This window comes from Sphingomonas parva (ex Maeng et al. 2020), assembly GCF_004564275.1.
Classification (GTDB): Bacteria; Pseudomonadota; Alphaproteobacteria; order Sphingomonadales; family Sphingomonadaceae; genus Allosphingosinicella; species Allosphingosinicella parva.
Window position 1 is genome coordinate 51045 of record NZ_SPDV01000029.1, and the last position, 23033, is coordinate 74077.

Annotated in this window: 23 protein-coding genes; 17 read left to right on the plus strand and 6 right to left on the minus strand. The window is 70.2% G+C overall.

Annotated features, from left to right (window positions below):
- Window positions 1-38 precede the first annotated feature (38 nt).
- From E2493_RS14455 to E2493_RS14500, 11 genes are all read left to right on the plus strand, one after another.
- Entirely contained in the window at window positions 39-242 is a 204-nt protein-coding gene (locus E2493_RS14455; protein WP_135088010.1) for a hypothetical protein, read from the plus strand.
- 20 nt (window positions 243-262) lie between these two features.
- A complete protein-coding gene (locus tag E2493_RS14460; protein ID WP_135088012.1) occupies window positions 263-1885 on the plus strand; it encodes a family 43 glycosylhydrolase in 1623 nt (540 codons plus the stop codon).
- Between the two features lie 16 nt (window positions 1886-1901).
- Window positions 1902-2024 (plus strand): hypothetical protein, encoded by a 123-nt coding sequence (locus E2493_RS22115; RefSeq protein WP_263854095.1) that lies wholly within the window; start codon window positions 1902-1904, stop codon window positions 2022-2024.
- On the plus strand, window positions 2008-2859 hold the full coding sequence (locus tag E2493_RS14465) for a rhamnogalacturonan acetylesterase (protein ID WP_135088014.1): 852 nt from the start codon (window positions 2008-2010) through the stop codon (window positions 2857-2859). The genes E2493_RS22115 and E2493_RS14465 overlap by 17 nt, the downstream gene beginning before the upstream one ends.
- Window positions 2856-5177 (plus strand): glycoside hydrolase family 95 protein, encoded by a 2322-nt coding sequence (locus E2493_RS14470; protein ID WP_135088016.1) that lies wholly within the window; start codon window positions 2856-2858, stop codon window positions 5175-5177. The genes E2493_RS14465 and E2493_RS14470 overlap by 4 nt, the downstream gene beginning before the upstream one ends.
- Window positions 5161-5901, plus strand: coding sequence for a LamG domain-containing protein (locus E2493_RS14475; protein WP_135088018.1), 741 nt, complete (start codon window positions 5161-5163; stop codon window positions 5899-5901). Before E2493_RS14470 ends, E2493_RS14475 begins: the two co-directional genes overlap by 17 nt.
- Window positions 5898-7517, plus strand: coding sequence for a pectate lyase (locus tag E2493_RS14480; protein ID WP_167737546.1), 1620 nt, complete (start codon window positions 5898-5900; stop codon window positions 7515-7517). The genes E2493_RS14475 and E2493_RS14480 overlap by 4 nt, the downstream gene beginning before the upstream one ends.
- Before the next feature lie 49 nt (window positions 7518-7566).
- On the plus strand, window positions 7567-8577 hold the full coding sequence (locus tag E2493_RS14485) for an SMP-30/gluconolactonase/LRE family protein (protein WP_135088020.1): 1011 nt from the start codon (window positions 7567-7569) through the stop codon (window positions 8575-8577).
- Window positions 8578-8838: 261 nt separating this feature from the next.
- Window positions 8839-9324: a hypothetical protein gene (locus E2493_RS14490; protein WP_135088022.1), complete on the plus strand. Its 486-nt coding sequence runs from the start codon at window positions 8839-8841 to the stop codon at window positions 9322-9324.
- 192 nt (window positions 9325-9516) lie between these two features.
- Window positions 9517-10275, plus strand: coding sequence for an NUDIX hydrolase (locus E2493_RS14495; protein ID WP_318531706.1), 759 nt, complete (start codon window positions 9517-9519; stop codon window positions 10273-10275).
- 44 nt (window positions 10276-10319) lie between these two features.
- Complete coding sequence (locus tag E2493_RS14500) at window positions 10320-11039, plus strand: extensin-like domain-containing protein (protein ID WP_404828326.1); 720 nt, start codon at window positions 10320-10322, stop codon at window positions 11037-11039.
- Between the two features lie 43 nt (window positions 11040-11082).
- On the opposite strand, the gene E2493_RS14505 is transcribed toward E2493_RS14500, so the two are convergent.
- From E2493_RS14505 to E2493_RS14515, 3 genes are all read right to left on the minus strand, one after another.
- A complete protein-coding gene (locus E2493_RS14505) occupies window positions 11083-11892 on the minus strand; it encodes a hypothetical protein (RefSeq protein ID WP_135088024.1) in 810 nt (269 codons plus the stop codon).
- A gap of 284 nt (window positions 11893-12176) precedes the next feature.
- Window positions 12177-12440 (minus strand): SWIB/MDM2 domain-containing protein, encoded by a 264-nt coding sequence (locus E2493_RS14510; protein ID WP_135088026.1) that lies wholly within the window; start codon window positions 12438-12440, stop codon window positions 12177-12179.
- Between the two features lie 109 nt (window positions 12441-12549).
- Window positions 12550-13377, minus strand: coding sequence for an LD-carboxypeptidase (locus E2493_RS14515; protein WP_135088028.1), 828 nt, complete (start codon window positions 13375-13377; stop codon window positions 12550-12552).
- Between the two features lie 130 nt (window positions 13378-13507).
- Between E2493_RS14515 and E2493_RS14520 the strand changes: the two genes are divergently transcribed.
- Together E2493_RS14520 and E2493_RS14525 are read left to right on the plus strand one after the other, a co-directional pair.
- Complete coding sequence (locus E2493_RS14520; RefSeq protein WP_135088030.1) at window positions 13508-14899, plus strand: Mur ligase family protein; 1392 nt, start codon at window positions 13508-13510, stop codon at window positions 14897-14899.
- 57 nt (window positions 14900-14956) lie between these two features.
- A complete protein-coding gene (locus E2493_RS14525; RefSeq protein ID WP_135088032.1) occupies window positions 14957-16030 on the plus strand; it encodes a hypothetical protein in 1074 nt (357 codons plus the stop codon).
- 102 nt (window positions 16031-16132) lie between these two features.
- Here the strand turns inward: E2493_RS14525 and E2493_RS14530 are convergent, their stop codons facing one another.
- Complete coding sequence (locus tag E2493_RS14530; protein ID WP_135088034.1) at window positions 16133-16681, minus strand: hypothetical protein; 549 nt, start codon at window positions 16679-16681, stop codon at window positions 16133-16135.
- 379 nt (window positions 16682-17060) lie between these two features.
- Between E2493_RS14530 and E2493_RS14535 the strand changes: the two genes are divergently transcribed.
- Window positions 17061-18248 (plus strand): sensor histidine kinase, encoded by a 1188-nt coding sequence (locus E2493_RS14535; protein WP_225421497.1) that lies wholly within the window; start codon window positions 17061-17063, stop codon window positions 18246-18248.
- Window positions 18241-18984 (plus strand): LytR/AlgR family response regulator transcription factor, encoded by a 744-nt coding sequence (locus E2493_RS14540; protein WP_135088036.1) that lies wholly within the window; start codon window positions 18241-18243, stop codon window positions 18982-18984. Before E2493_RS14535 ends, E2493_RS14540 begins: the two co-directional genes overlap by 8 nt.
- Before the next feature lie 149 nt (window positions 18985-19133).
- On the opposite strand, the gene E2493_RS14545 is transcribed toward E2493_RS14540, so the two are convergent.
- Complete coding sequence (locus E2493_RS14545) at window positions 19134-19457, minus strand: UrcA family protein (RefSeq protein WP_167737547.1); 324 nt, start codon at window positions 19455-19457, stop codon at window positions 19134-19136.
- A gap of 317 nt (window positions 19458-19774) precedes the next feature.
- On the opposite strand from E2493_RS14545, the gene E2493_RS21300 reads away from it, so the two are divergent.
- Window positions 19775-19939 (plus strand): hypothetical protein, encoded by a 165-nt coding sequence (locus E2493_RS21300; RefSeq protein WP_167737548.1) that lies wholly within the window; start codon window positions 19775-19777, stop codon window positions 19937-19939.
- Window positions 19940-20083: 144 nt separating this feature from the next.
- Here E2493_RS21300 and E2493_RS14550 read toward each other — a convergent pair whose 3' ends face one another.
- Window positions 20084-21661: a L,D-transpeptidase family protein gene (locus E2493_RS14550; RefSeq protein ID WP_135088040.1), complete on the minus strand. Its 1578-nt coding sequence runs from the start codon at window positions 21659-21661 to the stop codon at window positions 20084-20086.
- Window positions 21662-21865: 204 nt separating this feature from the next.
- Here E2493_RS14550 and E2493_RS14555 point away from each other — a divergent pair, with 204 nt between their 5' ends.
- Window positions 21866-22897, plus strand: coding sequence for a cell wall hydrolase (locus tag E2493_RS14555; RefSeq protein ID WP_135088042.1), 1032 nt, complete (start codon window positions 21866-21868; stop codon window positions 22895-22897).
- Window positions 22898-23033 lie beyond the last annotated feature (136 nt).

Below are 23033 nucleotides of genomic sequence, written 5' to 3' on the forward strand. Positions count from 1 at the left end.
GCAGCTCCGGGCACCCGATCGAGCGGGAGGCGAGCGTCATGGGCGTCAGTGCCGGCAAGAGATGGACCGAGGAGGAGCGGCGGCGCCTTGCCGCCCTCGCCCGCCGCGGCGCGTCCGGACCCGAGGCGGCGACGGCGCTCGGCCGCTCGATCGGCGCGGTGCATCAGAAGGCGACCGAGCTCGGCATCGCGCTCGCCCGCATCTACCGCAGCGGCGGACGGCGCATGACGCCGAAACGGTAAAGCAAGAGAGGAGAGGAAGAGTGGACCTCAGCAGGCGCGACACGATCGGAGCCGCCCTCTTGGGCGGCGCAGGCCTCGCCGCGGGAGCAGGCCCCGCCGCCGCGGCGCTGGCCGCACAGGCGCCCCGCGCCCCGGCGAGCGGCTGGCGCCGCGGCCACGACAACCAGCGCGTGCCCGATCTCGGCAACGGCTTTTTCCTGAATCCGCTGATGTCCGGCGACCATCCCGATCCCACCATCCTCAAGGACGGGCGGGATTATTACATGACCTTCTCGACGTTCGATTCCTATCCGGGCCTGGTCATCTGGCACTCGCAGGACCTGGTGAACTGGCAGCCGCTGAACGCCGCGCTGACGCGCAACATCGGCTCGGTCTGGGCGCCGGAGCTGATCAAGCACAAGGGCCGCTATTACCTCTACATCCCGACGAAGAAGACCGACGCGCCGGGGACGAAGACGACCTCCTGGGTGATCTGGACCGACGACATTCGCGGTCCCTGGTCGGATCCTGTCGACCTCGACCTGCCGAGCCATATCGACCCCGGCCACGCCGTCGGCGAGGACGGATCGCGCTGGCTGTTCCTGTCGGGCGGCGACCGGGTGCGGCTGACCGACGACGGCCTCGCCACCGTCGGCAAGCCCGAGCATGTCTACGATCCCTGGCGCTATCCCGAGGATTGGGTGGTGGAGGGCTTCGCGCCCGAGGGCCCGAAGATCACGCGGCATGGCGACTATTTCTACCTGATCACCGCCGTCGGCGGCACCGCCGGCCCGCCGACCGGCCATATGGTGATCGCGGCGCGCTCGCGCTCGATCAACGGGCCCTGGGAGAACCATCCGGCCAATCCGCTGGTGCGCACCACGTCCGCGGCCGAGAAATGGTGGTCGCGCGGCCACGCCACTCTGGTCGAGGGGCCGGACGGCGGCTGGTGGACGGTCTATCACGGCTTCGAGAACGGCTTCTGGACGCTCGGCCGCCAGACCCTGCTCGACCGCGTCGAGTGGACTCCGGACGGCTGGTTCAGGATGACCGGCGGCGACCTCTCGCAGCCGATCGCCAAGCCGAAGGGCGGCCGCGCGGTGCCGCACGGCCAGCCGCTCTCCGACGATTTCCGCACCCTGAAGCTCGGCAGCAAGTGGAACTTCTTCAAGCCCGGTCCGGACGAGAAGGACCGGGTGCGGACCCAGAACAACACCCTGCTCTTCCGCGCCCGCGGCAAGGCCCCGAGCGACAGCTCGCCCCTGCTGCTGATCGCCGGAGACCAGGGCTATCGCTTCGAGTGCGACGTGGAGATCGCGCCCGGCGGCACCGCAGGGCTGATCCTATTCTACGACGAGAGGCTCTATGCCGGCCTCGGCTTCGACGAGACGCGCTTCGTCACTCATCAATATGGCATCGAGCGGGGGCGTCCGGCCAATCCGCACGGCCGCCGCATGCGGATGCGGGTGACCAACGACCGCCACATCGTCACCTACGACACCAGCGGCGACGGCGGCCGGACGTGGAAGCGCTTCGATCGCGGCATGGAGGTCTCCGGCTACCACCACAATGTCCGCGGCGGCTTCCTGATGCTGCGCCCCGGCCTCTATTCGGCCGGCGCCGGCGAGGCGAAATTCCGCAACTTCAAGTTCGAGGCCCTGTAATCAAGGAGAGTCTGCGATGGACGTCCACCCGATCCTGCTCTGGCTCGCCCGCGCGGCGGCCGAGGCGCGGCGGCCACGAAGCGGCGCAATCCTCCTGTCCCCGTCCGGCAAGGGCGCGCGCGATGCGGCTCGCCGCTAGCTTCGCCGCCGCCGCGCTCGCCCTCTCGGCGCCCGCGGCTGCGCAGCAGAGCGCCGAACGCCCGCCGGTGCAGCCGATCCGCGCGTCCAAGATCGTGCTGGTCGGGGATTCCACCGTAGCGGTGCAGGGCGGATGGGGGCCGAGCTTCTGCGCCCGCCACGTCACCTCGTTCCTCGCCTGCGTGAACCTCGCCCGCGGCGGCCGCAGCTCGTACAATTATCGCGCCGAGGGATCCTGGGACATCGCCCTGGCCGAGATGCGCCGGCGCCCGTGGGAGCAGGTCTATGTGCTGATCCAGTTCGGCCATAATGATCAGCCCGGCAAGCCCGGTCGCTCGACCGAGCTCGCCACCGAATTCCCGGCCAATCTCAAGCGCTACGTCGCAGAGGCGCGGGCCGCCGGCGCGATCCCGGTGCTGGTGACGCCGCTCACCCGCCGCCAGTTCAAGGACGGAACGCTGATCCGCGACCTCGAGCCCTGGGCGGAGGCGACCCGCCGGGTCGCCGCCGAGACCGGCGCGCCGCTGGTCGACCTTCACGCGCGCAGCACCGCCGCGGTGCAGGCGATGGGCGCGGCGGCCGCGACGCGCTTTGCCCAGCGACCGCCCTCCCCCACCGTCTGGGCGGCGGCGGCGACCGGCACCACGATCGACGCCAATGGCGGCGCCGTGCCGGCGCCCGCCGCAGCGAACGCCGCGGCCGAGCCGATGGGCCAGGCGAAGCTGTCGTTCGATTACACCCACATCGGCCCGGAAGGCGCCGACTTCTTCGCCGGCCAGGTGGTGGAGGAGCTGGCTCGGGCGGTGCCGGCGCTGCGCCGGAACCTGATCCCGTGACCTGGGACCTCAACCGACGCCAGGCGCTGCTCGCCGGTCTCGCCGGCGGCGCGTTGCTGGCCGGTCCGGCGCGTGGCCAGGCCGCCGCGCCGCCGCCGGTCGGGGCATCGCCCTGGACCCTGTGGTACCACCAGCCGGCGACGCGCTGGGTGGAGGCACTGCCGGTGGGCAACGGCCGGATGGGCGCGATGGTGTTCGGCGGCGCCGGGGCCGAGCGGCTGCAGCTCAACGAGGACAGCTTCTGGGCGGGCGGGCCGTACGACCCGACCAATGCGGACGCCCGCGCAGCGCTGCCGCAGGTGCGGGCGCTGCTGCGCGCGCAGCGCTACGAGGAAGCGCAGGCGCTCGCCCAGGAGAGGCTGATGGCGCGGCCGATCCGCCAGATGTCGTACCAGACCCTGGGCGAGTTGCTGATCGACATGCCGGGCCAGGACGATCCCGACGATTATCGCCGCTGGCTCGACCTCGACGGCGCGATTGCCGCGACCGAATGGCAAAGCGGCGGCCGGCGCTTTCGCCGCATTGTCTTCGCCTCGGCGGCCGACGGCGTCATCGCGGTGCGGCTGGAGGCGCTCGACGGCGCCCCGGCCGCCTGGTCGCTGCGCTTCGCGGCAGGCGGCGGCACCGCGCGCGGCGACACGCTGGTTCAGACCGGACGCAACCGCGAGGAGCATGGCATCGCCGGCGCGCTCACCTATGCGATCGCGCTGCGCGCGCTGGACGGCGCCGGCCGGATCGAGGGCGAGCGGCTCCACGTCGACGGGCCAGCGGCGACCGTGCTGATCGCCGCCCGCACCAGCTATCGCAACTGGCGCGACGTCTCGGGTGCGCCGGAGGCGGAGGCGCTCCGCGACTTGGACTCCGCCGGCCGTCGAACCGCAGAGACGCTGCTCGCTCGCCACCAGCACGACCATCGCAGCCTGTTCCGGCGCTTCGACATCGATCTCGGGCCCGACCGTTCTGCGGAAACGCCGACCGACGCGCGGGTGCGCTACAGCCATGAGCGCGGCAACGACGATCCGGTCCTCGCCGCGCTCTACGTGCAATATGGCCGCTACCTGCTGATCGCCTCGTCGCGGGCCGGCGGCCAGCCGGCCAATCTGCAGGGGCTGTGGAACGACAGCAACCGGCCGCCCTGGGGCTCCAAATATACGATCAACATCAACACCGAGATGAACTACTGGCCGGCCGAGCCGACCGGCCTCTCCGAGACGATTGAGCCGCTGATCGCGATGGCCGAGGATCTGGCGGTGAGCGGCGCCCGCATCGCTCGCGCCCATTTCGGCGCCCGCGGCTGGGTCGCGCATCACAACACCGATCTGTGGCGGGCGGCGGCGCCGATCGACGGCGCCTTCTACGGTATCTGGCCGACGGGCGGTGCCTGGCTGTGCAAGCATCTCTGGGACCGCTGGGACTTCAGCCGCGACCGCGCGGTGCTGCAGCGCATCTACCCGGTGTTGCGCGACGCTGCCCTGTTCTTCCTCGATGCGATGGTCGAGCACCCGGCCGGTCTCGTCACCTCTCCGTCGATCTCGCCCGAGAACGCCCATCATCCCAAGGTCAGCCTGTGCGAGGGCCCGGCGATGGACCGCCAGATCCTGCGCGAGCTGTTTGCGAACGTGATCGAGGCCTCGCGCCTGCTCGGCCGCGATGCCGCGCTGCGGGCGCAGCTCGAGGCGGCCCGGGCGCGAATTCCGGCCGACCGGATCGGCAAGGCCGGCCAGCTCCAGGAATGGCTCGAGGACTGGGACCTGGAGGTGCCGGAGATCCAGCACCGCCATGTCTCGCACCTCTACGCGCTCTACCCGGGCCACGAGATCCGCCCCGCCGATCCGGCCCTGTTCAAGGCGGCGCGGCGGGCGCTGGAGATACGCGGCGACGATGCGACCGGCTGGGGCATAGGCTGGCGGATCAACCTGTGGGCACGGCTCGGCGACGGCGAGCGCGCCTATACGGTGCTGCGGAAGCTGCTTGGCCCCGACCGCACCTATCCGAACCTGTTCGATGCCCACCCGCCTTTCCAGATCGACGGGAATTTCGGCGGCGCCGCCGGCGTGGTCGAGATGCTGGTCCGCGACCAGCCGGACGGCGTCACCCTGCTGCCGGCCTTGCCCAAGGCGTGGCCCAGCGGCCGCCTGCGCGGCGTGCGCCTGCGCGGCGGCCTGACCATGGACCTGGCCTGGCGGGACGGCGCCCTGGCGGAGGCGGCGATCACTGCCGCAGGACCGGTCGAGCGGCATTTCACCTATGGCGCGGCGCAGCGCAATCTCGCCTTCAAGCGCGGCGAGAGGAGGATTTTCGATGGCACGGCCCGCTGACGTCACCCGCCGCGTCCTGGCATCCGCGGCGCTGGCGCTGCTGCCCTGGCTCGCGGCCTGCGCGCATGAACAAGGCGCGTCCGGCGGCGCCACCGCCTGGCGCTTCGACCGTATCGACCGGATCGGCAACATGCCGGTCCGCGCCGAAGGCGGACCGCAGGTGATCGAGACGGAGCACGGAAAGGCGGTGGCGTTCGACGGACTCGACGACGCACTGTTCCTGCCGACCCATCCGCTGGCCGGCGCGTCCAAGTTCACGATCGAGGCGGTGTTCCGCCCCGACGGGGGCGCGTTCGAGCAGCGCTGGCTGCACCTCGCGGAAGCTTCGGGCAATGCGCCGCCCGACGCCTCGCCCCCCGTCCCGCCGAGCGGCCCGCGCTTCCTGTTCGAGATCCGAGTGGTCGGGGATCGGTGGTATCTCGACGCCTTCACCGCGGGGAACGGCTACAACAAGGCGCTGATGGCGCCGGACAAGACCTTCCCGGTCGGCCGCTGGTACCATGTCGCCCAGACCTATGACGGGCGGACCTACCGCGCCTATGTCGACGGCGTGCTGCAGACCGAGGCCGAAATCGCGTTCACGCCGCAGGCCGAGGGCTTCACCTCGATCGGCACGCGGATCAACCGGCGCAACTATTTCCACGGCGCGGTCCTCTCCGCGCGGTTCACGCCGCGGGCGCTGCCGCCGGAGCGCTTCCATATCCCCGGAAAGGCGCGGAAATGACCGGCGCGATCACCCGGCGGAGCGCGCTGGCCGGCGCCGGCGCACTCGCCCTGCTCGCCGCCGCGCCGGCGATGGCCGCGGGCGCCGGCCGCGAGACCCTGCTCGCCACGATGCGGCGCGCGACCCGCTTCATGACCGATCGGGTCGCGACCGAGGGCGGTTACGTCTGGTCCTACCTTCCCGACATGTCGCGGCGCTGGGGCGAGATGGAGGCGAAGCCGACGATGATCTGGGTCCAGGACCCGGGCACCGCGGCGATGGGTCACCTCTTCCTCGATGCCTGGCACGCGACCGGAGAGGAGCAATATTACCGTGCCGCCGAGCAGGTCGCCGGCGCCCTCGTCCGCGGACAGCATCCGTCCGGCGGCTGGCATTATTTCATCGACTTCGGCGGCGACGCCTCGGCGCGCGACTGGCACGAGACGATCGGGCGGCAGGGCCGGCGGCTGGAGGAGTTCCGCCATTATTACGGCAATGCCACGTTCGACGACGGCGGCACGGTGGAGAGTGGCAAGTTCCTGCTCCGCCTCTACCTCGCCAGGAACGATCCGACCTGGCGCGCCCCGCTCGACCGCGTCGTCGATTTCGTGCTCGACGCCCAATATCCGATCGGCGGCTGGCCGCAGCGCTTCCCGATCGACCGCAGCTATTCGAACGGCGGCCTGCCCGACTATACGGCGAACATCACGTTCAACGACGACGTCGCGTCGAACAACATCGCGTTCCTGATGCTGGTCCACCAGGCGCTCGGCGAGCGGCGGGTGCTCGATTCGATCCGCCGCGGCATGGGCGTGTTCCTGCTCGCCCAGCAGGGCCAGCCGCAGCCCGGCTGGGCGCTGCAATATACGCGCGAGCTGGAGCCCGCGGGCGCCCGCACGTCCGAGCCGCCCTCGCTGGCGACCCACACCACCTACGCCTGTGTCCAGCAATTGATGCAATTCTACCGCTGGACCGGCGACAGCAAATATCTGGCCCGCATTCCCGAAGCGATCGCCTGGCTCGAGAAGCTCCAATTGCCGCCCGAGCGGCAGCTGAACGGCTTCACCCACCCGACCTTCATCGAAGTCGGCACCGACCGGGCGCTCTACCTCAAGGAGAGCGGCAGCTGGACCGGCGATACCAGGAACGAGATCGTCTACGAGCCGAAGGACGGGGTGAGCTGGGTCAATCGCAAGCTCGACCTCGCCCGCCTGCGCGAAGGCTATCGGCGGCTGCTGGCGCTTTCCAGGAACGAGGCGACCAGGGGATCGCCGTTGCTCGCCCGCGACCGCATTCCGCTGCCGCGCTATTTCGTCGTGCGCGAGGTGCGCGGCTCCGACCTCAACATCGCGGAAGGCGATGGCAGGCGAGCGGCCGACGTGGTCGCCGCTCTCAACCGCGAAGGCTATTGGCCGACGCCGCTCCGCGCGACGAGCAATCGCTGGCGCCCGCCGGCCGAAGCGGCGCTGCTGCCGCCCTCCCGCGCGGCGGACGGCCGGCTGCTCGATGCCCGCGACACCTCGCCCTACATCACCGACACGCCCGCGGTCGGAATCTCCACCGGCACGTACATCAACAACATGGCGGTCCTGATCCGCGCGCTCGACGACACAGCGCGCCTCGACAAGAAGGCGTGACAGACGCCATGTGGCGACACGGGGAACGGCGAAGGGGAGGAATGCAGCCATGACACGAATCCGGGCTTTCGCACGCCGGCGGCCCTCATGGGCTGTCGCTGTCGCCATCGGCGCATGCCTGACGGCGGCGACGGCGCCGGCCCAGGGCCCCGCGGCCGCGCCCCCCGCCACCGGGCGACCGCTCGGCGTCGCCGAGGAGGCGAAGTTCACGCCGATTTCGTCCAACGTCACCGTCTATGGCGGGATCGTCAACGCCGAGAGCTGCTCCTACGACCCGGGGCGCAAGCTGATCCTCGCCTTCAACCGTGGCGCCAATCCGAACCAGATCGCCGACGACGGCTTCGTCTCGCTGATCAACCCCGACGGATCGGTCCACACGCCGCGCTGGATCGGCCTCGACCCCAAGGGGCCCCTGCTCCACCATCCGTTCGGCAGCGCGATCCACCAGGACAGCCTCTACGTCGCCGACAGCAAGGGCGGCACGGCCGATGGCTCGCCGCGCATCGCATTGCTGCGACGCTTCGACCTCTCCACCGGCGCGCTGCAGGGCGAGGTGACGGTGCCGGAGTCGCAATGGCTCAACGACATCGCGGTCGCGGCGGATGGAACGGTCTACGCCTCGCAGACCGGCGCAGCGGACGGCAGCATCCCCTACCGCATCTATCGGGTGACGCCGGACGGCAAAGTCTCGGTCTTCCTCGAGGGCGCGCCGCTCGCCCGCCCCAACGGCGTGGCGATCGACCGCGACGGCAACATCGTGATCGTCAACCTCGAGGACGACAGAGTGATGACCTTCTCGCCCGCCGCGCGGCTGCTGCGCACGGAACAGGCGGCGCTGCCCGGCAACGACGGGCTGGTGATCATGGCGGACGGCACCAAATACGTCAGCAGCGTGCTGCATGGCGGAGTCTCGCGCATTCGCCCGGGCAGACCGGCCGAGCTGATCGCCAGCGGCATCCCGAACGCAGCGTCGATGTGCTGGGACAGCGACGCGAACCAGCTCGTCATCCCGATGAACGCCAACAACGGCCTCGCCTTCATCAAGCTGGGACGGCGCTAGAGCCTGTTCGCGGGCGCTGGAGGCGATACCGGGCCGCCCCACCCCCAGCCCCTCCCGCAAGCGGGAGGGGAGTTGCGCTCGACGGGCGGGGCGGCGATGGTGGCCGCGTGGGGGCATTGTTCAGACGTCGCAACATCGTGATCGCGCTCTTGGCGAGACGATCGGCCGTCCCTGACGCGCGGTCCGCGCGCCCACGCGCGCCGCGTTGAACCCTGCGGCCCGCGGGCGTAGGATTGTCGCAGGGTCTGACAGGAGGCTGCCATGCGTCTCGATCCTTTCCCTGCCCCGCACGCCGTTCTCGCCGCTGCGCTCCTGCTGCTCGGCATCCCTGCGGCCGCACAGCCGGCACCGTCGCTCGAGGCGCGGCTGCGCGCGATCGAGGCGCGCCTCGCGGCGCTCGAGGGGCGCCAGGGATCGCCGCCCGCGGCGGCGCCTGCCGCCGGCCCCGCCTGCCGCAAGCTCAACCTCAACGGCTCGTCGATCACCCCCGAGGCGGCGCTGACCGTGACCGTCAACGGCACGACGGTCGGCACGTTCGAGGAGAATGCCTATAGCGATCTCGAGACGTTCATGCGGCCCGGCGCGAATACCATCGGCATCGCGTTCAGGGCGCCCGGCCCCGGCGCCTCGGCCGAGCTGCGCTGCCTGCCGCCGGGCAGCGACAGCAGCCGCAACACGATCTTCAGCTTCACGCCGCGGCCGAACCGCCTGTCCGCGCAGACCGAAGTGACCCTCGCGCCGCGCTAGGGACTCCGCTTCGCGGCCCGAGAATGTTCTCGCGCTTCCCCGCCCGGACACGACCGCCTAGACCAGGATCGCCTCAGGCTGAATCAGCCTGAGGCGATGCTGGTCTCAACTATCTGAATAGAGCGCGATTCCCGCCGTCGGTGGAAGCGCGAAGCGCTTCCACCTCAGCCGATCGCGCTCTAGGGCGTTCCGATGGACGAGATGCCCGAGCCGATTCCCGCCGCGACCCTGATCCTGATGCGGCCGGCGCCGCGGGATGGCGCGCCCGAGCTGCTGATGGTCGAGCGGGCGAAGACCATGGCCTTCGCCGCCGGCGCCCTGGTCTTCCCGGGCGGGCGGATCGATCCCGAGGACGAGGTCGCGGCGGCTTTGCTCGCCCCGCAGCTTTCCGACGGCGCGGCGCGGATCGCCGCGATCCGCGAGACGATCGAAGAGACCGGGATCGCGCCCGCCCTGCTCCCTCCGGCCGACGAGGAGCGCGCGCAGGCGCTGCGCCGGGGCCTCGCCGCCGGCGAACCTTTCCATCGGCTGCTCGAAGCCTTGGGTGTCGGGATCGATCCTACCGCACTGACGCCGTTCGCCCGCTGGTGCCCCAATTTCCGCGAGACGCGGCGGTTCGACACGCTCTTCTATCTGGCGGAGGCGCCCGACGACGCGCCGGCGAGCGCCGATCGCGGCGAGGCGGTGCGCACCTTCTGGGCGAGCGCCGAAGCGACGCTGGCCGAGCTGGCGGCAGGCCGCGCCCATGCGATCTTCCCGACCCGCCGCAACCTCGAGCGGCTCGCGCGTTTCGCCTCGCTGGAGGAGGCGCGCGCCGATGCCGCCCGCCACGCGGTGCGCAAGATCACCCCCTGGGTCGAGGAGCGGACGGGCGGGCGCTTCCTCTGCATCCCGGAGGACGCCGGCTATCCGGTGACGGCGGAGCCGCTCGAGACGGCGCGGCGAAGTTGAAGCGCAGCCGGCGATCGCGACGCGGCGCGCGGCGCCTTCCGCTGCTGCGCTGGCTGAAGATCGCCCTCGCGCTCGGCCTGCTCGGCTTCGCCGGCCTCCTGCTCTACGGCTATGCGCGCGGCCACCCCGAGGACATGCCGTGGACGCCGCTCGACCTCGCACAGCCGGTCGGCGCGTTCACCGGCCGCAAGCTGGTGGCGCTGCGCGACGATCCCGCCCAATGCCGGGCGCTGCTGCGCCGGGCGGGCGTGACCTTCGTCGCCCTGCCCGCGCGCGAAGCGGGCGAGCAATGCGGCTATAAGGATGGGGTGCGGCTGGCGCCGGGCGGCGCCCTCACCATCCGCTACCGGCCGGCGGGGCTCGGCACGAGCTGCCCGGTCGCCGCCGCTCTGGCGCTTTGGGAATGGCACGGCCTGCAGGAGGCGGCGATCGCCTATCTCGGCAGCCGCGTCACCGCGATCGAGCATTTCGGCAGCTACAATTGCCGGCGCATCTACGGCCGCGCGGAGGGCGCTTGGAGCGAGCACGCCACCGCCAACGCAGTCGACGTCGCCGGCTTCCGCCTCGCCGACGGCCGGCGGATCAGCGTGCTGCGCGACTGGCCGGACAGCGGCGCCAAGGGCCGCTTCCTGCGCGCCGCCCGCGACCGCGCCTGCCCGGTGTTCGCCACCGTGCTCTCGCCCGACTACAAGTCCGCGCACCGCGACCACCTCCACCTCGACCAGGCCCAGCGCGGCGCGATGGGCTGGCGGGGGTGCCGGTAACTCTCCCTGCCGGCGGGACGCCGGCAGGGAGGAAGCTGGTGCCTCAGCCGAATTCGTAGGTGACGCCGCCGACCTGGAGGTTGTCGAGATACATGACGCCGGTGCCGTTGCCCGAGCCGTAGGCGACCGACCAGCCGAGGACGAGGCTGTTCTCGTCGAAATGGAGCGCGCCCGGAGGCCCGCCGACCGGCGTGTAGCCGCTCGCGTCCGCCCAGTCGCTGAGCGGAACGATGTTCGGATAGCCGTCGCGATTCTGTCCGCCGGAGCGCTGCCACGCGTTCCAGTCGGCGCCGGCGAGATCGGCGTGCTGCCAGCTGCCCGTGGTCGTCGGCCCGAGCCCCTGATAGGCATATTCGAAGACCAGCTCGCCGCGATCGCCGGTGGTGGCGAGATTGCCGTCGGCGTCGATCGCCAGCCGGATCACCGGCGTGACGTCGGTGCGGGTCGAGCTCTGGATGTAATAATCGAAGCTCAGATCCTCGAGATCGCCGAGCTTGATCTGCTGGTCGGTGGTGAAGGCGTCGTTGAGGCGCAGCCGGCCGTTGTTGGTGTCGGTCTCGAGCCGCAGCGCACTGCTGTCGCCGCCGAGGGCGGGCGCGGTGCCGGTGCTGATCGAGCCCTGGCGCACCTCGGTCCACATCTGCGAGCCGTCGGCGAGGGTGGTGGGCGCGCTGGTCTGATCGACCGGCGTCGGATTGTCGTGGTTTATCCCCGAAATGACGATCGTATATTCGCCGTCGTCCATCGCGGCGTGCTGATGCTTGGTATGGCCTACGCCCTTGCCGTTGCCGTGCTGGGTGTGGCCCTTGCCGCGGCCGTTGCCTTCCTCGACGATATAGCTGCTGATCGGCATGATCGCTTCTCCCTGGTCATTGCTGGAGCGACTTACGCGTGCCGGCCCGGACGCGCGGGATCGAGATCCCCCCACGGCGCCTCCCGAGTCGATGCGCGGACTGTGCTCCCGTCGTCCAAACGAGTCCAGCAGCAGCGCCCCATCGCGGGACCCGCGGAACAATGAAGCGGGACGAGCGGGACAGAGCCTGCGCACCGCAAAAAAGTAGCGGCCGCTTCGATCCTCCCGAACGAGAGGGCCGAAGCGGCCGCGAAACCGTCAGACCGGCTGGTGCCGGGCGAGGCTTACTTCAGATGATTGGACAGGTGCTTGTTCATCTCGAACATCGACACCTTGTCCTTGCCGAAGATCTTGCGGAGCTTGTCGTCCGCCAGGATCTCGCGCTTGTTCTCGGGGTTCTGCAGGTTGTTCGAGCGGATGTAGTCCCACATCTTGCTCACAACCTGGCTGCGCGGCAGCGGATCGGAGCCCGTGATCGGAGCCAGATCCGCAGAAGGCTGCACCGGACGCTGAAGTCCACCGCCGCCGCCAGAAGTCCCTTTTGCCATATAACCCTCCCTGTGGATGTGTGGGTGATAAGCCCCAAACGCGCGGCGAGTGCAAGCGATTCTGAGAGGGAAATCGTCACGTCGCCCTCTGAGGCCGGTTTACCGTGAATTAACCCTTGTTAGGGCCGGCGCCGAACGGAACCACCCGGTTGGCGCCGTCGTGGCCGATGTCGGCCCGGCCGAGGAACGCGATGGCCGCCCGCTCGCACCAATAGCGGACCACCTCTTCCTCGTCGGCGACGAAGTCCGGCTCGTTGACCGGCACGTCGCTGACCCGGCCGAGCCTGATGCCGGCGACCGCGCGCACGCCCGGGTTGCTGGTGATGTGGAACATCGAGCGATCGATGCTGTACATATATTCGGAGACGTCCTCGAGCAGCAGCACATGGCCGGAAAGATCGGGCTGCAGCGCGGTGCCGAGCAGCTGGCTGAGCACGGTGATGTTGAAGGCGACCGAGGGGCGGCCATCCAGCCCCGGCTCCAGCGCATCGGGATCGCGCCGCACGCACCAGCCGAGCGCGCGGCGCACCGCCGCCTCCCCGCCCGAGCGCCGCAGATCGCCGATCATCGCGCCATGGGCGAGATGCTTAAAGCCCGCCCGCCACAGGCCGGCGAGGAGGAAGCCGGCGTCGCTATAGCCGAGATAGAGCTTGTCCCTCGCCTGCGGTTCGAGCCGGGCGATCGCTTCCTCGGCGATCCGGCACGATCCATAGCCGCCGCGCGCGAACCACAAGGCGTCGAGGCTGCGATCGTTGGCGAAATCGGCGAAGGCGGCGGCGCGATCGTGGTCCTCGCCGGCGAAATGGCGGTGGGTGAGGAAGCATTGCGGATGGAAGACGAGCTCGGCCTCCGGGAAATCGGCGGCCGCGATCTCCACGGCGCGGTCCGCGAGCTCCCGCTTGATCGGCGTGCTCGGCGCCACCACTCCAATCCGCATGTTCGCTCCAATCTCATCGAGGCGCGCGCACGCTGAATCAGCGGGCCGCCGGAATCAACCGTAGGAGTCCGTAAAAAACCGGAGCGGCATCACATTTGAAATGACGGAAAAAGTCAGTAGGGCGAGACGCATGGCCGAGACACGATCCTATTTCTTTTGCGGCATCGGCGGCAGCGGCATGCTGCCGCTGGCCAGCATCGTCCGCGCGCAGGGCGCCGAGGTCGCCGGTTCCGACCGGTCGCTCGACCAGGGCCGGCTCGGCGACAAGTTTGCCTTTCTCGAGCGCCAGGGCATCGGCCTCCATCCGCAGGACGGCAGCGGCCTGACCCGCAAGGACCAGATCCTCGTCACCTCCGCCGCGGTCGAGGAGACCGTGCCCGACGTCCAGGCGGCGCGGCGGATCGGGGCCGAGCATCTCACCCGGCCGCAATTGCTCGCCCGGCTGTTCAACGCCGCGCCCACTTCGATCGGAGTCGCCGGGACCAGCGGCAAATCGACCGTGACCGGCATGGTCGCCTGGATCTTCCACGCCGCCGGCCGCGATCCGACCGTGATGAACGGCGCCGTGATGAAGAATTTCGCGACTCCCGACCGGCCGTTCGCCAGCGCGCTCGCGGGCACCGGCGGCCTGTTCGTCAGCGAGGTGGACGAGAGCGACGGCTCGATCGCGCTCTACCAGCCGAGCGTCGCGGTGCTGAACAACGTCACGCTCGACCACAAGTCGATGGACGAATTGCGCACCCTCTTTCTCGGCTTCGTCGCGCGCGCCGACACGGCCGTGTTCAACCTCGACGATACGGAGACGCGGGCGCTCGCGACGCGCGCGGCGCTGCCCAGGGCAGTGACGTTCAGTCTCTCCGAGCCCGCTGCGGACCTCCACGCCGCGGACATCGTCGAGGCGCCGCTCGCCGTCTCGTTCGCGCTCCATGCCGACGGCGCGACGATCCCGGTCCGGCTCGCCGTGCCCGGACGCCACAATGTCTCCAACGCGCTTGCCGCGCTGGCCGCCGCGCGCGCGGCCGGCCTGCCGCTCGCCGAAGCGGCCGCCGCGCTCGAGGGCTTCACCGGCCTTCGCCGCCGCTTCGACGTGATCGGGACCCGCAACGGCATCACCGTGATCGACGATTTCGGTCACAACCCCGACAAGATCGCGGCGACGCTGGACACCCTCCACGCGTTCCCGGGGCGGCTGCTCGTCTTTTTCCAGCCGCACGGCTACGGGCCGCTCAAGGTGCTGAAGGACGAATTGATCGCGACGTTCGCCGGGCGGCTCGGCCCCGACGACCTGCTGGTGATGCCCGATCCGGTCTATTTCGGCGGCACCGTCGAGCGGACGGTTACCAGCGCCGACATCGTCGAGGGCGTCCGCGCCGCCGGCCACAGCGCCGAGCACATCGCCGAGCGCGCCGCCTGCGGCGAACGCCTCCGCGGCGAAGCCAAACCCGGCGACCGCATCATCGTGATGGGGGCGCGCGACGACACGCTGACCGTGTTCGCGCAGGAGCTGCTCGACGGACTCTGATTGGAGTCCCCACGGGCGCCACATTGACTGCCCGGCGGGATCGACCATGATCCGGCCATGGCAGCCTTACGCATTCGCAAGCGGCACCTTGCCATCGCTGCCGCAATAATCGCCGCGGCGGTGTGTGCAGTCGCCGCAACCCGTTTCTGGCGCGACGCTGCTCCCGCTGAGGCCGGCGAAGAGGATTTGCAGCGCATCGTCTTCGCCGACGGTCGACTGTGGATGCTCACGATCAAAGGCCACCTCCTCTCCCTCGCTCCGGACGAGGCAGAGCCGCGGCGCTCTGCCGGCAAGACGATCGACATCTGCAGGCTTGGAGACGGCATGCTGGCCCTGGCGCAGCGCGGCGAGGTCTGGAGGCTCCGCCTTCGCACCGACGGGCGCTGGAGGAACCTGCCGGCGGTTCCGACAGAAGGAGACACGCTGGTCGCACTCGGTTGCGAGGGCGAGCAGGCCATGCTCGTCACAAGCCGCCGCCTGATAGACCTGCAGGCAGGAACCCCTCGCGCGGTTCGCCTCAACGGCGAGCTGCAGCGCTTGCATATGGCAACAGCCGCCCCCGGTGACGCCGAATTCGCATGGATCGGCTTCAACGTGGGGGAATGGGGCGGCGGGTTGATGCGGATCCACCGGCGCAGCGGACGCCTCGAGAAGGTGCACAGCAACAGGTCGGGCGAAATCTGCGGCGGTCCACTCAACACCGACTGCGATCCAGTCAACGGTATCGTCGCCTCACCCTCGGATCCCTCTTGCGCCGTGGCGGCAATCGGAATGCTCCACATGATGTCTCACGGCCGCATCGTGGAAGTGTGCGGCACGAGGATACGACGCCTCTATTTCAAGGCGCTGGCCCCCCAACCGCCGGCCGGCACGCTCGATGAAGGCGAACCGTCCAGCACCGTCTCTTTCTTCGGGCTCGCCCTAGCCGGCGGCGATCTGTGGGCCGTCGGCATCGATGGCCTTCATCGTTTGAGGCCCGGCCAACCGCCCCAGTTTCGCCCATTGCCCAAGTTCACCGATCGGGGCGGGTACATGGTCAGCTTCGACGTTCCGGGCGTGGTGCTCGTCTTGTCCAACGCCAATCAGCGGGTGTCGTTGAGCGGCGCAATTCCTCTGATGGCGGTACGGTGACCAGACTGACCGCCTCCGCCAAGGTTCGGCTGCCGCCTCCCCTTCGCAAAACGAAAACGGCGGAGCCGGGGCCCCGCCGTTCGCGTGTTCGAGGTTGAGAGGTCAGCCGGCGACGGTGACGTCGACCTTGTCGACCCACTCGGGGAAGAAGGCGGGCTCGCGGTTCGACCAGCCCGGCGCGGTCGCGGCGGCCTCGCTGATCGACTGCAGCAGGGTACGGCGGCGCTCCGGGTGGAGGTGGGGAAGCGCGGCGGCGGCGCAGAAGGCGGCGGGGAGCCACGGGCGCACGGCCGCGCCGATCAGCCGCTCGTAGAGGAAGCGATAGGACGCGAAGTCCGGCAGGCGCTCCTGGGCCAGATCGAAGGCGGTGACGGTGATCAGCGGGCCCATCAGCGGCTCCATCTCGTCGAGGCCGCTGTCGTCGGGGACGCTGGCGCGGATCTGCTCGAGGCGGCGGTACATGCGTTCCTGGGCGCGGATGCTCGCGGCCTCGCCGACGTCGCGCGACCAGCGGCGAAGCGCGTCTCGGCGGCCGAGACCGACGTCGAGCGCGCGGCGGATGTACCGCTGCGTGGCGGGCGAGAAGCCCGCGAATTCCTTCATTTCGACCAGCGTCAACGCCCCGTGAGCCGGCTTCGTATTCGTAGCCATGTACCCGCTCCTTCTACCCGGCGAAGATATGCGCCCCAAACAGTTACATCGGGCTTAACCACGTCTTCGCTCCCCGTTCACAAATGAATCATGCTTCGAGTCCGCTCGCAACGGGAATGTGTCCCGGAGGCCGGCGCGAGGGCCGCCAGTGTCGCGCCGCCGCCACAGCGGCCCGGCGGCAGTCGCGGATTTCCGCCATCCGGACGGCTCCGAAACATTTTCTCCACACAAAAGTGCAGAGGGGGTACTTGCTGGAATCGTGCATTGCGTCTCACCGGAAAATTCCGGCTAGGTATTCGCACGTAGGGAGCTGCCGGAAGCGCCCCGTCGTCAGGACGGGGCGCGGCGGCGTGCGGGCTCCGCCTTGGAGAGGATCGACTTGAATCTGCTGCGCGCCCGGCTTCCCGACCTGCCCCTCGCAGCGGCGACGATCGGCGGCTTCTGGCTGTTCTACCTCGCGACGATCGTGCTGCGCATGGCGCTGCTCGAGGAGAGCTTCCATTCGCTCGAATATCGCGCCGCCGGCTGCCTGATCGGCGTGCTGCTCACCTTCCTGGTCTATCTGGTGCTGCGGCGCGCCGCCGCGGAGAGCATCCGGATCAAGGTGATCGCGGCGGCGATCGCCTGCGTGCCGGCGGCGGCGATCTTCTCCACCTTCAACCTCGCCTTCGCTTTGTACCAGCCGCTGGTGGCGCGGCCGCTGCCGCCCGAGGGACCCGGGACGGCGACCGCGCCGTCGGCGCCGTCCGCGCCGCCGGCAGCGCCTCGCGCACCGCTGCCCGACATCAGCCAGCGCGCCGGCCGGCTGATCGCCGACGGCCTCGTCACCTGGTATTTCTTCTTCGCAGCCTGGGCGAGCCTCTACCTGGCGATCAGCTCGTCCGGCCAGCTGCGGCGGGCCGAGCGCCGCGCCGCCAATGCCGAGCGCGCCGCGCAGACGGCGCAGCTGCGCGCGCTGCGCTACCAGGTGAATCCCCACTTCCTGTTCAACACGCTGAACTCCCTCTCCTCGCTGGTGCTGGCGCGGCGCGACGAGGAAGCGGAGAACATGATCGTCGGCCTCTCCACCTTCTTCCGGGCGAGCCTGTCGATCGATCCGACCGGCGACATCAGCCTGGCCGAGGAACTGAAGTTCCAGGAGCTCTACCTCGACATCGAGAAGGTGCGCTTCCCGAACCGGCTGCGGGTGCGGTTCGAGGTCGACGAAGCGGTGATGGGCGCCGAGGTTCCGCCGCTGATCCTCCAGCCGATCGTCGAGAATGCGATCAAGCACGGCGTCGCCCGCACCAACGAGACGGTGACACTGACGATCTCGGCGGCGGAGGAGGACGGCCTGCTGCGGATCGGCGTCGAGAACGATCGCGGCCCGAGCGCGATGACCGGCGATCCGAGCGAAGCCGCCCAGCTCGGCGGCAACCCCGCGGCGCCCGGAGCCGGGGTCGGCCTCGCCAACGTCAGCGAGCGGCTCCATGCCCGATTCGGCGCCGAGGCCGCCTGCGAGCATGAGCGCTTGCCCGCAGGCGGCTACCGCGTCACCATCAAGATGCCCCTGAACGACCATGTCTGATCCGCTTCGCTTCCTGATCGTCGACGACGAGCCGCTCGCGGTCGAGCGGCTCCAGCTGCTGCTCGCCCGGATGGAGGGCGTGGCGCTGGCCGGCACCGCGCTGGAAGGCGCGGCGGCGCTGCGGCTGATCGAGGCGCTCGCCCCCGATGCGGTGCTGCTCGACATCGCCATGCCGGGGATGGACGGCATCGACGTCGCGCGGGCGATGAGCCGCATGGAGCGGCCGCCGCTGGTGATCTTCATCACCGCCTTCGACACGTTCGCGGTCGCCGCTTTCGAGCTCGAGGCGGTCGACTATCTGATGAAGCCGGTCTCGGCCGAGCGGCTGGCCAAGGCGGTGGAGCGCGCCCGCCATCGCCTGGCCGACAAGGAGAGCGGCCCGCTGCCGCCGCCGGCCACGCCGCATCTCGAGGAATTCTGGGTCTCCGAGCCGCGCGGCCTCGTCCGGCTCGCGGCGAGCGACGTCGACCGGATCAGCGCCGAGCGCGACTATATGCGCCTCCACGTCGGCAGCCGCAGCTGGCTGATCAACCATACGATCGCGCGGCTCGAGGAAGAGCTCGATCCGCAGCGCTTCGTCCGGCTCCACCGCTCGGCGATCGTGCGCCGCGACTTCGTGACCGGCTTCCGCCGCGACGAGACCGGCCGCTGGTACGCCCAGCTCGCCGACGGCGAGGAGCAGAAGGTCGGCCGCCTCTACGTTCAGAACGCCCGCGCGCTCGCCGGGCGGAGCTGACGGCGAGTTTCACGAACGCCGGAATCGATGCGGGCGCATGATCCGGCCGATCGGATCATGCGCCCGTCAGGCGGCCCAGGGGTTGGGGCGGCCTCGAAGGCGGAGGGATACGAGCCGGACCGCGCACCGGTCCGGCTCCTGCCCCGCCCTCAGTCCATGCGGCGCGCCAGCCGCACCTTGCTCTGGGCACGGGCGGCGGCGAGCGCCACCTGCTCGCGCGAGCTCGCCATCACCTCTTCGTGGCAGGCCTGGGCCATGGTGCGGAACTGGAGCGGGACGATCGCGATCTGGCCGCAGATCTCGGTCGCCGCGCCGCGCAGCCGGCGCTCGAGCTGGGCATTGCCGGCGGTGGTGGACAGATCGAGATCGCCGATCCGCACGGTCGCGCTCTTCTCTTCCGCCAGGGCGGGGCCCGCGAAGGCGCCGGTGGCGAGTGTGAAAGCGGCAAGGGCCGAAACAGCGTACTTGATCATCGTTCGCATTCCTGCATAGTTCGGGTGCGGCGGGGGTGGTTTCCTGCGGGATGAAGACAGGCCCTTCCCCCGCCGCATTTCCGAACTAGCCCGGCTCCCGACGCGACGCTCGCGCGCTTCTGCGCAGCGGCTCGCCGCATCTGCGAAGCGCGGCCGGCGCCGACGAACCGACATCCGGGATCGACGAACGACAGGGACACCGCGCCGCGGCGGCGGGCAAAGCGCGCGACCGGACGAGCCGAGCGATCGGCGGGGACGATCCGGGGAGACCTTTGGCGCCGCGCCGCGTTCGTTGCGCAGCGATCAGGAGACAGGACATGCGCGACAACAGCGGCGGCGGAAAGAGCAGCAACAACACCGGCAACCCGACCCTCAAGGATCACGAGCGGGAGAAAGGCGTCTCCGGCAGCGCGATCCTGGGCGAGAAGAAGGTCGACGCCGAGCCGAGCCGGACCAGCGCCCGCAAGCACCAGAACAGCTGAGCGGCGCGCACCGGCGTGCGTCACTCCCTCCCCCTTGAGGGGGAGGGTTCGACGCTTCGAGGGTGATGACGCGCATCTTTCCCTCTCCCGATCAGGGAGAGGGAGGGCCCCAGGCCGAAGGCCTGGGAGGGTGGGGGGCCTGCCTTACGGCCCGATGTCGGCGACGTGGGTCTTCACGCGCGGACGGATCTGGCCTTCGAAGCCGAGCGACTTGGCGAGGAGGTCGTCCCAGCCATAGGGATCGGTGCGGAAGACGACCCGGCCGCCGTCGAGATAGGCGCTGTGGTAGAGCAGCCGCACCGGGATCCTGTTCGGCAGCGACACCGGAGTCTCCTCCTTCGTCGCCAGCGCCTTCTCGAACTGCTCGCGCACGCCGTTCTGGTCGGCGAGCATCCGCGCGAAGCCGAGCGCGTCCTCGACCCGCGCGCAGCCGTGGCTGGAATGGCGGTTGGTGCTGGCGAACAGCGCCTTGGCCGGCGTGTCGTGGAGGTAAATGGCGTGGTCGTTGGCCATGTCGAACTTGACGAGGCCGAGCGCCGATTTCGGCCCGGGCTGCTGGACCAGCCGCCCGTTCTTCATGACGATATTCTCCTTCGCCATATAGGCCGCGCCCTTGGGCAGGATCTCCTCCTTGGCGATCGACTCCGGCACCACCCAGTCGGGGTTGGCGACGAGGCGGAAGATCGGCGAGCCGAGCTCCGGCGTCTCCCAATCCGGCTGGCCGACGACCACGCGGCGGCGATCGGCGACCTGCCCGTCGCGCCAGTAAGCGAGCTCGGCCGCGGCGGTGTTGACGTCGATCCGCGTCTTGGGCGGCGTGCGCTCGAGCCAGCGGCGCCGCTCGAGGTTCACCGCCAGGATGCGCGCGCGTTCCTTGGCGCCGGTGTTGAGCGCCTCGAGAGTCGAATTGCCGATGATGCCGTCGGCCTCGATCCCGTAATCGGTCTGCACCTTTTTCACCGCCTGCACCATTTGCGGCGTGTAGATGTTCGACGGTTTGGCGGCCGGCGCGGCGGCGTTGCCTTCGGCGCTTTCCCCGCCCTGCGGCGCCGGCTGGGCCGCGGCGAGATAGCCGTTCGACTGCAGGGCCTGGGCGATCTGCGGGACGCGCGGATCGCGATCGCCGGGGGCGATCTTGTCGCCGGGCTGGATCGCCGCGCGCTGCTCGGCATCGGCGCGCTGGCGATATTGGACATAGGCTTCCTGGAGCGCCTTATACTCCTCGTCCTGCGGCGCGAGGCCGGCCAGCCAGGTCTTCACCGCGCCGTCGCCGCCGCCGATCGCCTGGCCGAGGCCGCCGACGACATCGACCTTGTTCATCGGCACTTCGTAGACCTCGAAGATCTTGCGCGGATCGACCGCGCCCATCGCGAGCGTCTGGGCGTAATCGAGCGCGGCGACGGTGAGGCTCGCCTCGCGCTCCGCCGGGGAACCCGCCGCCTTCACCTTCTCGAGATAGCCATCGACGTTGAGGCCGTGGCGCACCGCCTCGCCCAGCGCGCCGGTCAGCTCCTCGGCGCGCGCGTCGCTCCACACCGCCGCCCAGTTGCGCGCGGCGTAGAATTTCCGCGCCCGCTCGTCCTTGACCGCGGCCTGCAGCGCCTCGGGCGAAACCTGCTTCGGATTGACCTCGGCGCTCTCGGCGCCGCCGCTGCCGCCCTCGTTTCCGCACCCGGCGACGAGCAGAGCCGCCACCGATACGCACACCAACACTCTACGCATGCAATACGCCGCCTCGCGATCTGGATGAGCCGGTGAAACGTGCGGGGTCCGGATATCGATCCCTGACCCCCCGGGAGCGCCGCCGGTTAAGGGATGGCCGCGAACGGTGCCATAACGGGACAACCGGAATCGAGGGGCGGCGGGACGCAACAACATTAGTTATTCGAGCATAGGCGGGCACTCGAACAGGCGAAGCTGGCGGTGGTGTCGAAGTCCTTGATGGTCAATCTGCTGATCGAAGCGGCCCATTGGCGCGGGCGCGAAGCCGGCTGCCTGGCGCTGCTGCTGCTCAGCGCCTCGTGCGTGCCGCTGCAGGCGGCGCCGGCGCCGAGCAAGGATCTGCTCGCCGCCGGACGCGGTGGGCAAGCCGCCGCGGCGCCGGCCGGACCGTCGACAACGCTCGCCGAAAATCCTGCCCTGGCCGAGGAGGGGATGGTGCTGCAGAGCGTCTCGCCGACCGATGCCGCGGCGTTCAACGCCGCCATCCCGCTCGCCCAGGTCAGCAACCCGCGCGCCGCCTCGATGGTGTTCCGCGCCGCCGATGCCGCCGGCCTCCACCGCTCGCTCCAGTGCCTTGCCGAGGCGATCTATTACGAGGCGCGCTCGGAGAGCGAGGAAGGCCAGCGCGCCGTCGCCCAGGTGGTGCTGAACCGAGTCCGCCACCCCGGCTATCCGGCGAGCGTCTGCGGCGTGGTCTACCAGGGGCCGATGCGCGCCGGGGGCGGCTGCCAGTTCACCTTCACCTGCGACGGCTCGCTCGGCCTGCCGCCGGCCGGGGTCGCCTGGCAGCGGGCGCGGCGGATCGCCTCCGAGGCGCTCGCCGGCTCGGTCTACGCCCCCGTCGGCCATGCCACCCATTACCATACCCAGCAGGTGCTGCCGGTCTGGGCCTATCGTCTGGCCAAGGTGGCGGTGATCGGCAGCCACAATTTCTACCGCATCGCCGGCGATCTCGGCGCCCCGTCCGCCTTCCGCCAGGCCTATTCGGGCCGCGAGCCCTCCCCCGCCGCGGTGATCGCCGCCCGCCTGCCGATCAGCCTCGGCCGCCCGACCCTCGCCGCCGCGGCCGCTCCGGACCTGCCGAAGCCCGGCGCTCCCCTCCCCGTTTACGCCGCGCCGGCCGAGGAGCTCGCCGCCTCCGAACCGGTCAACGAGAAATTGCCGGTCTCCACCGTGCGCGAGGAATATCGCAACTCGGGCCGCTATCTCGACGAGGTCGCCCCGGCGTCACGCTAGTTCAAGGCACGTCATCCGGCGAAGACCGGGATCTCGGGCCACGGAGCCGCAGGCGCGATTGGAGCCCGCCATCCAGCCGCGCTTCCCGCCCCTGAGCCGCCGGCTTTCGCCGGGGTGAGGATCCGGGATCGGGCGC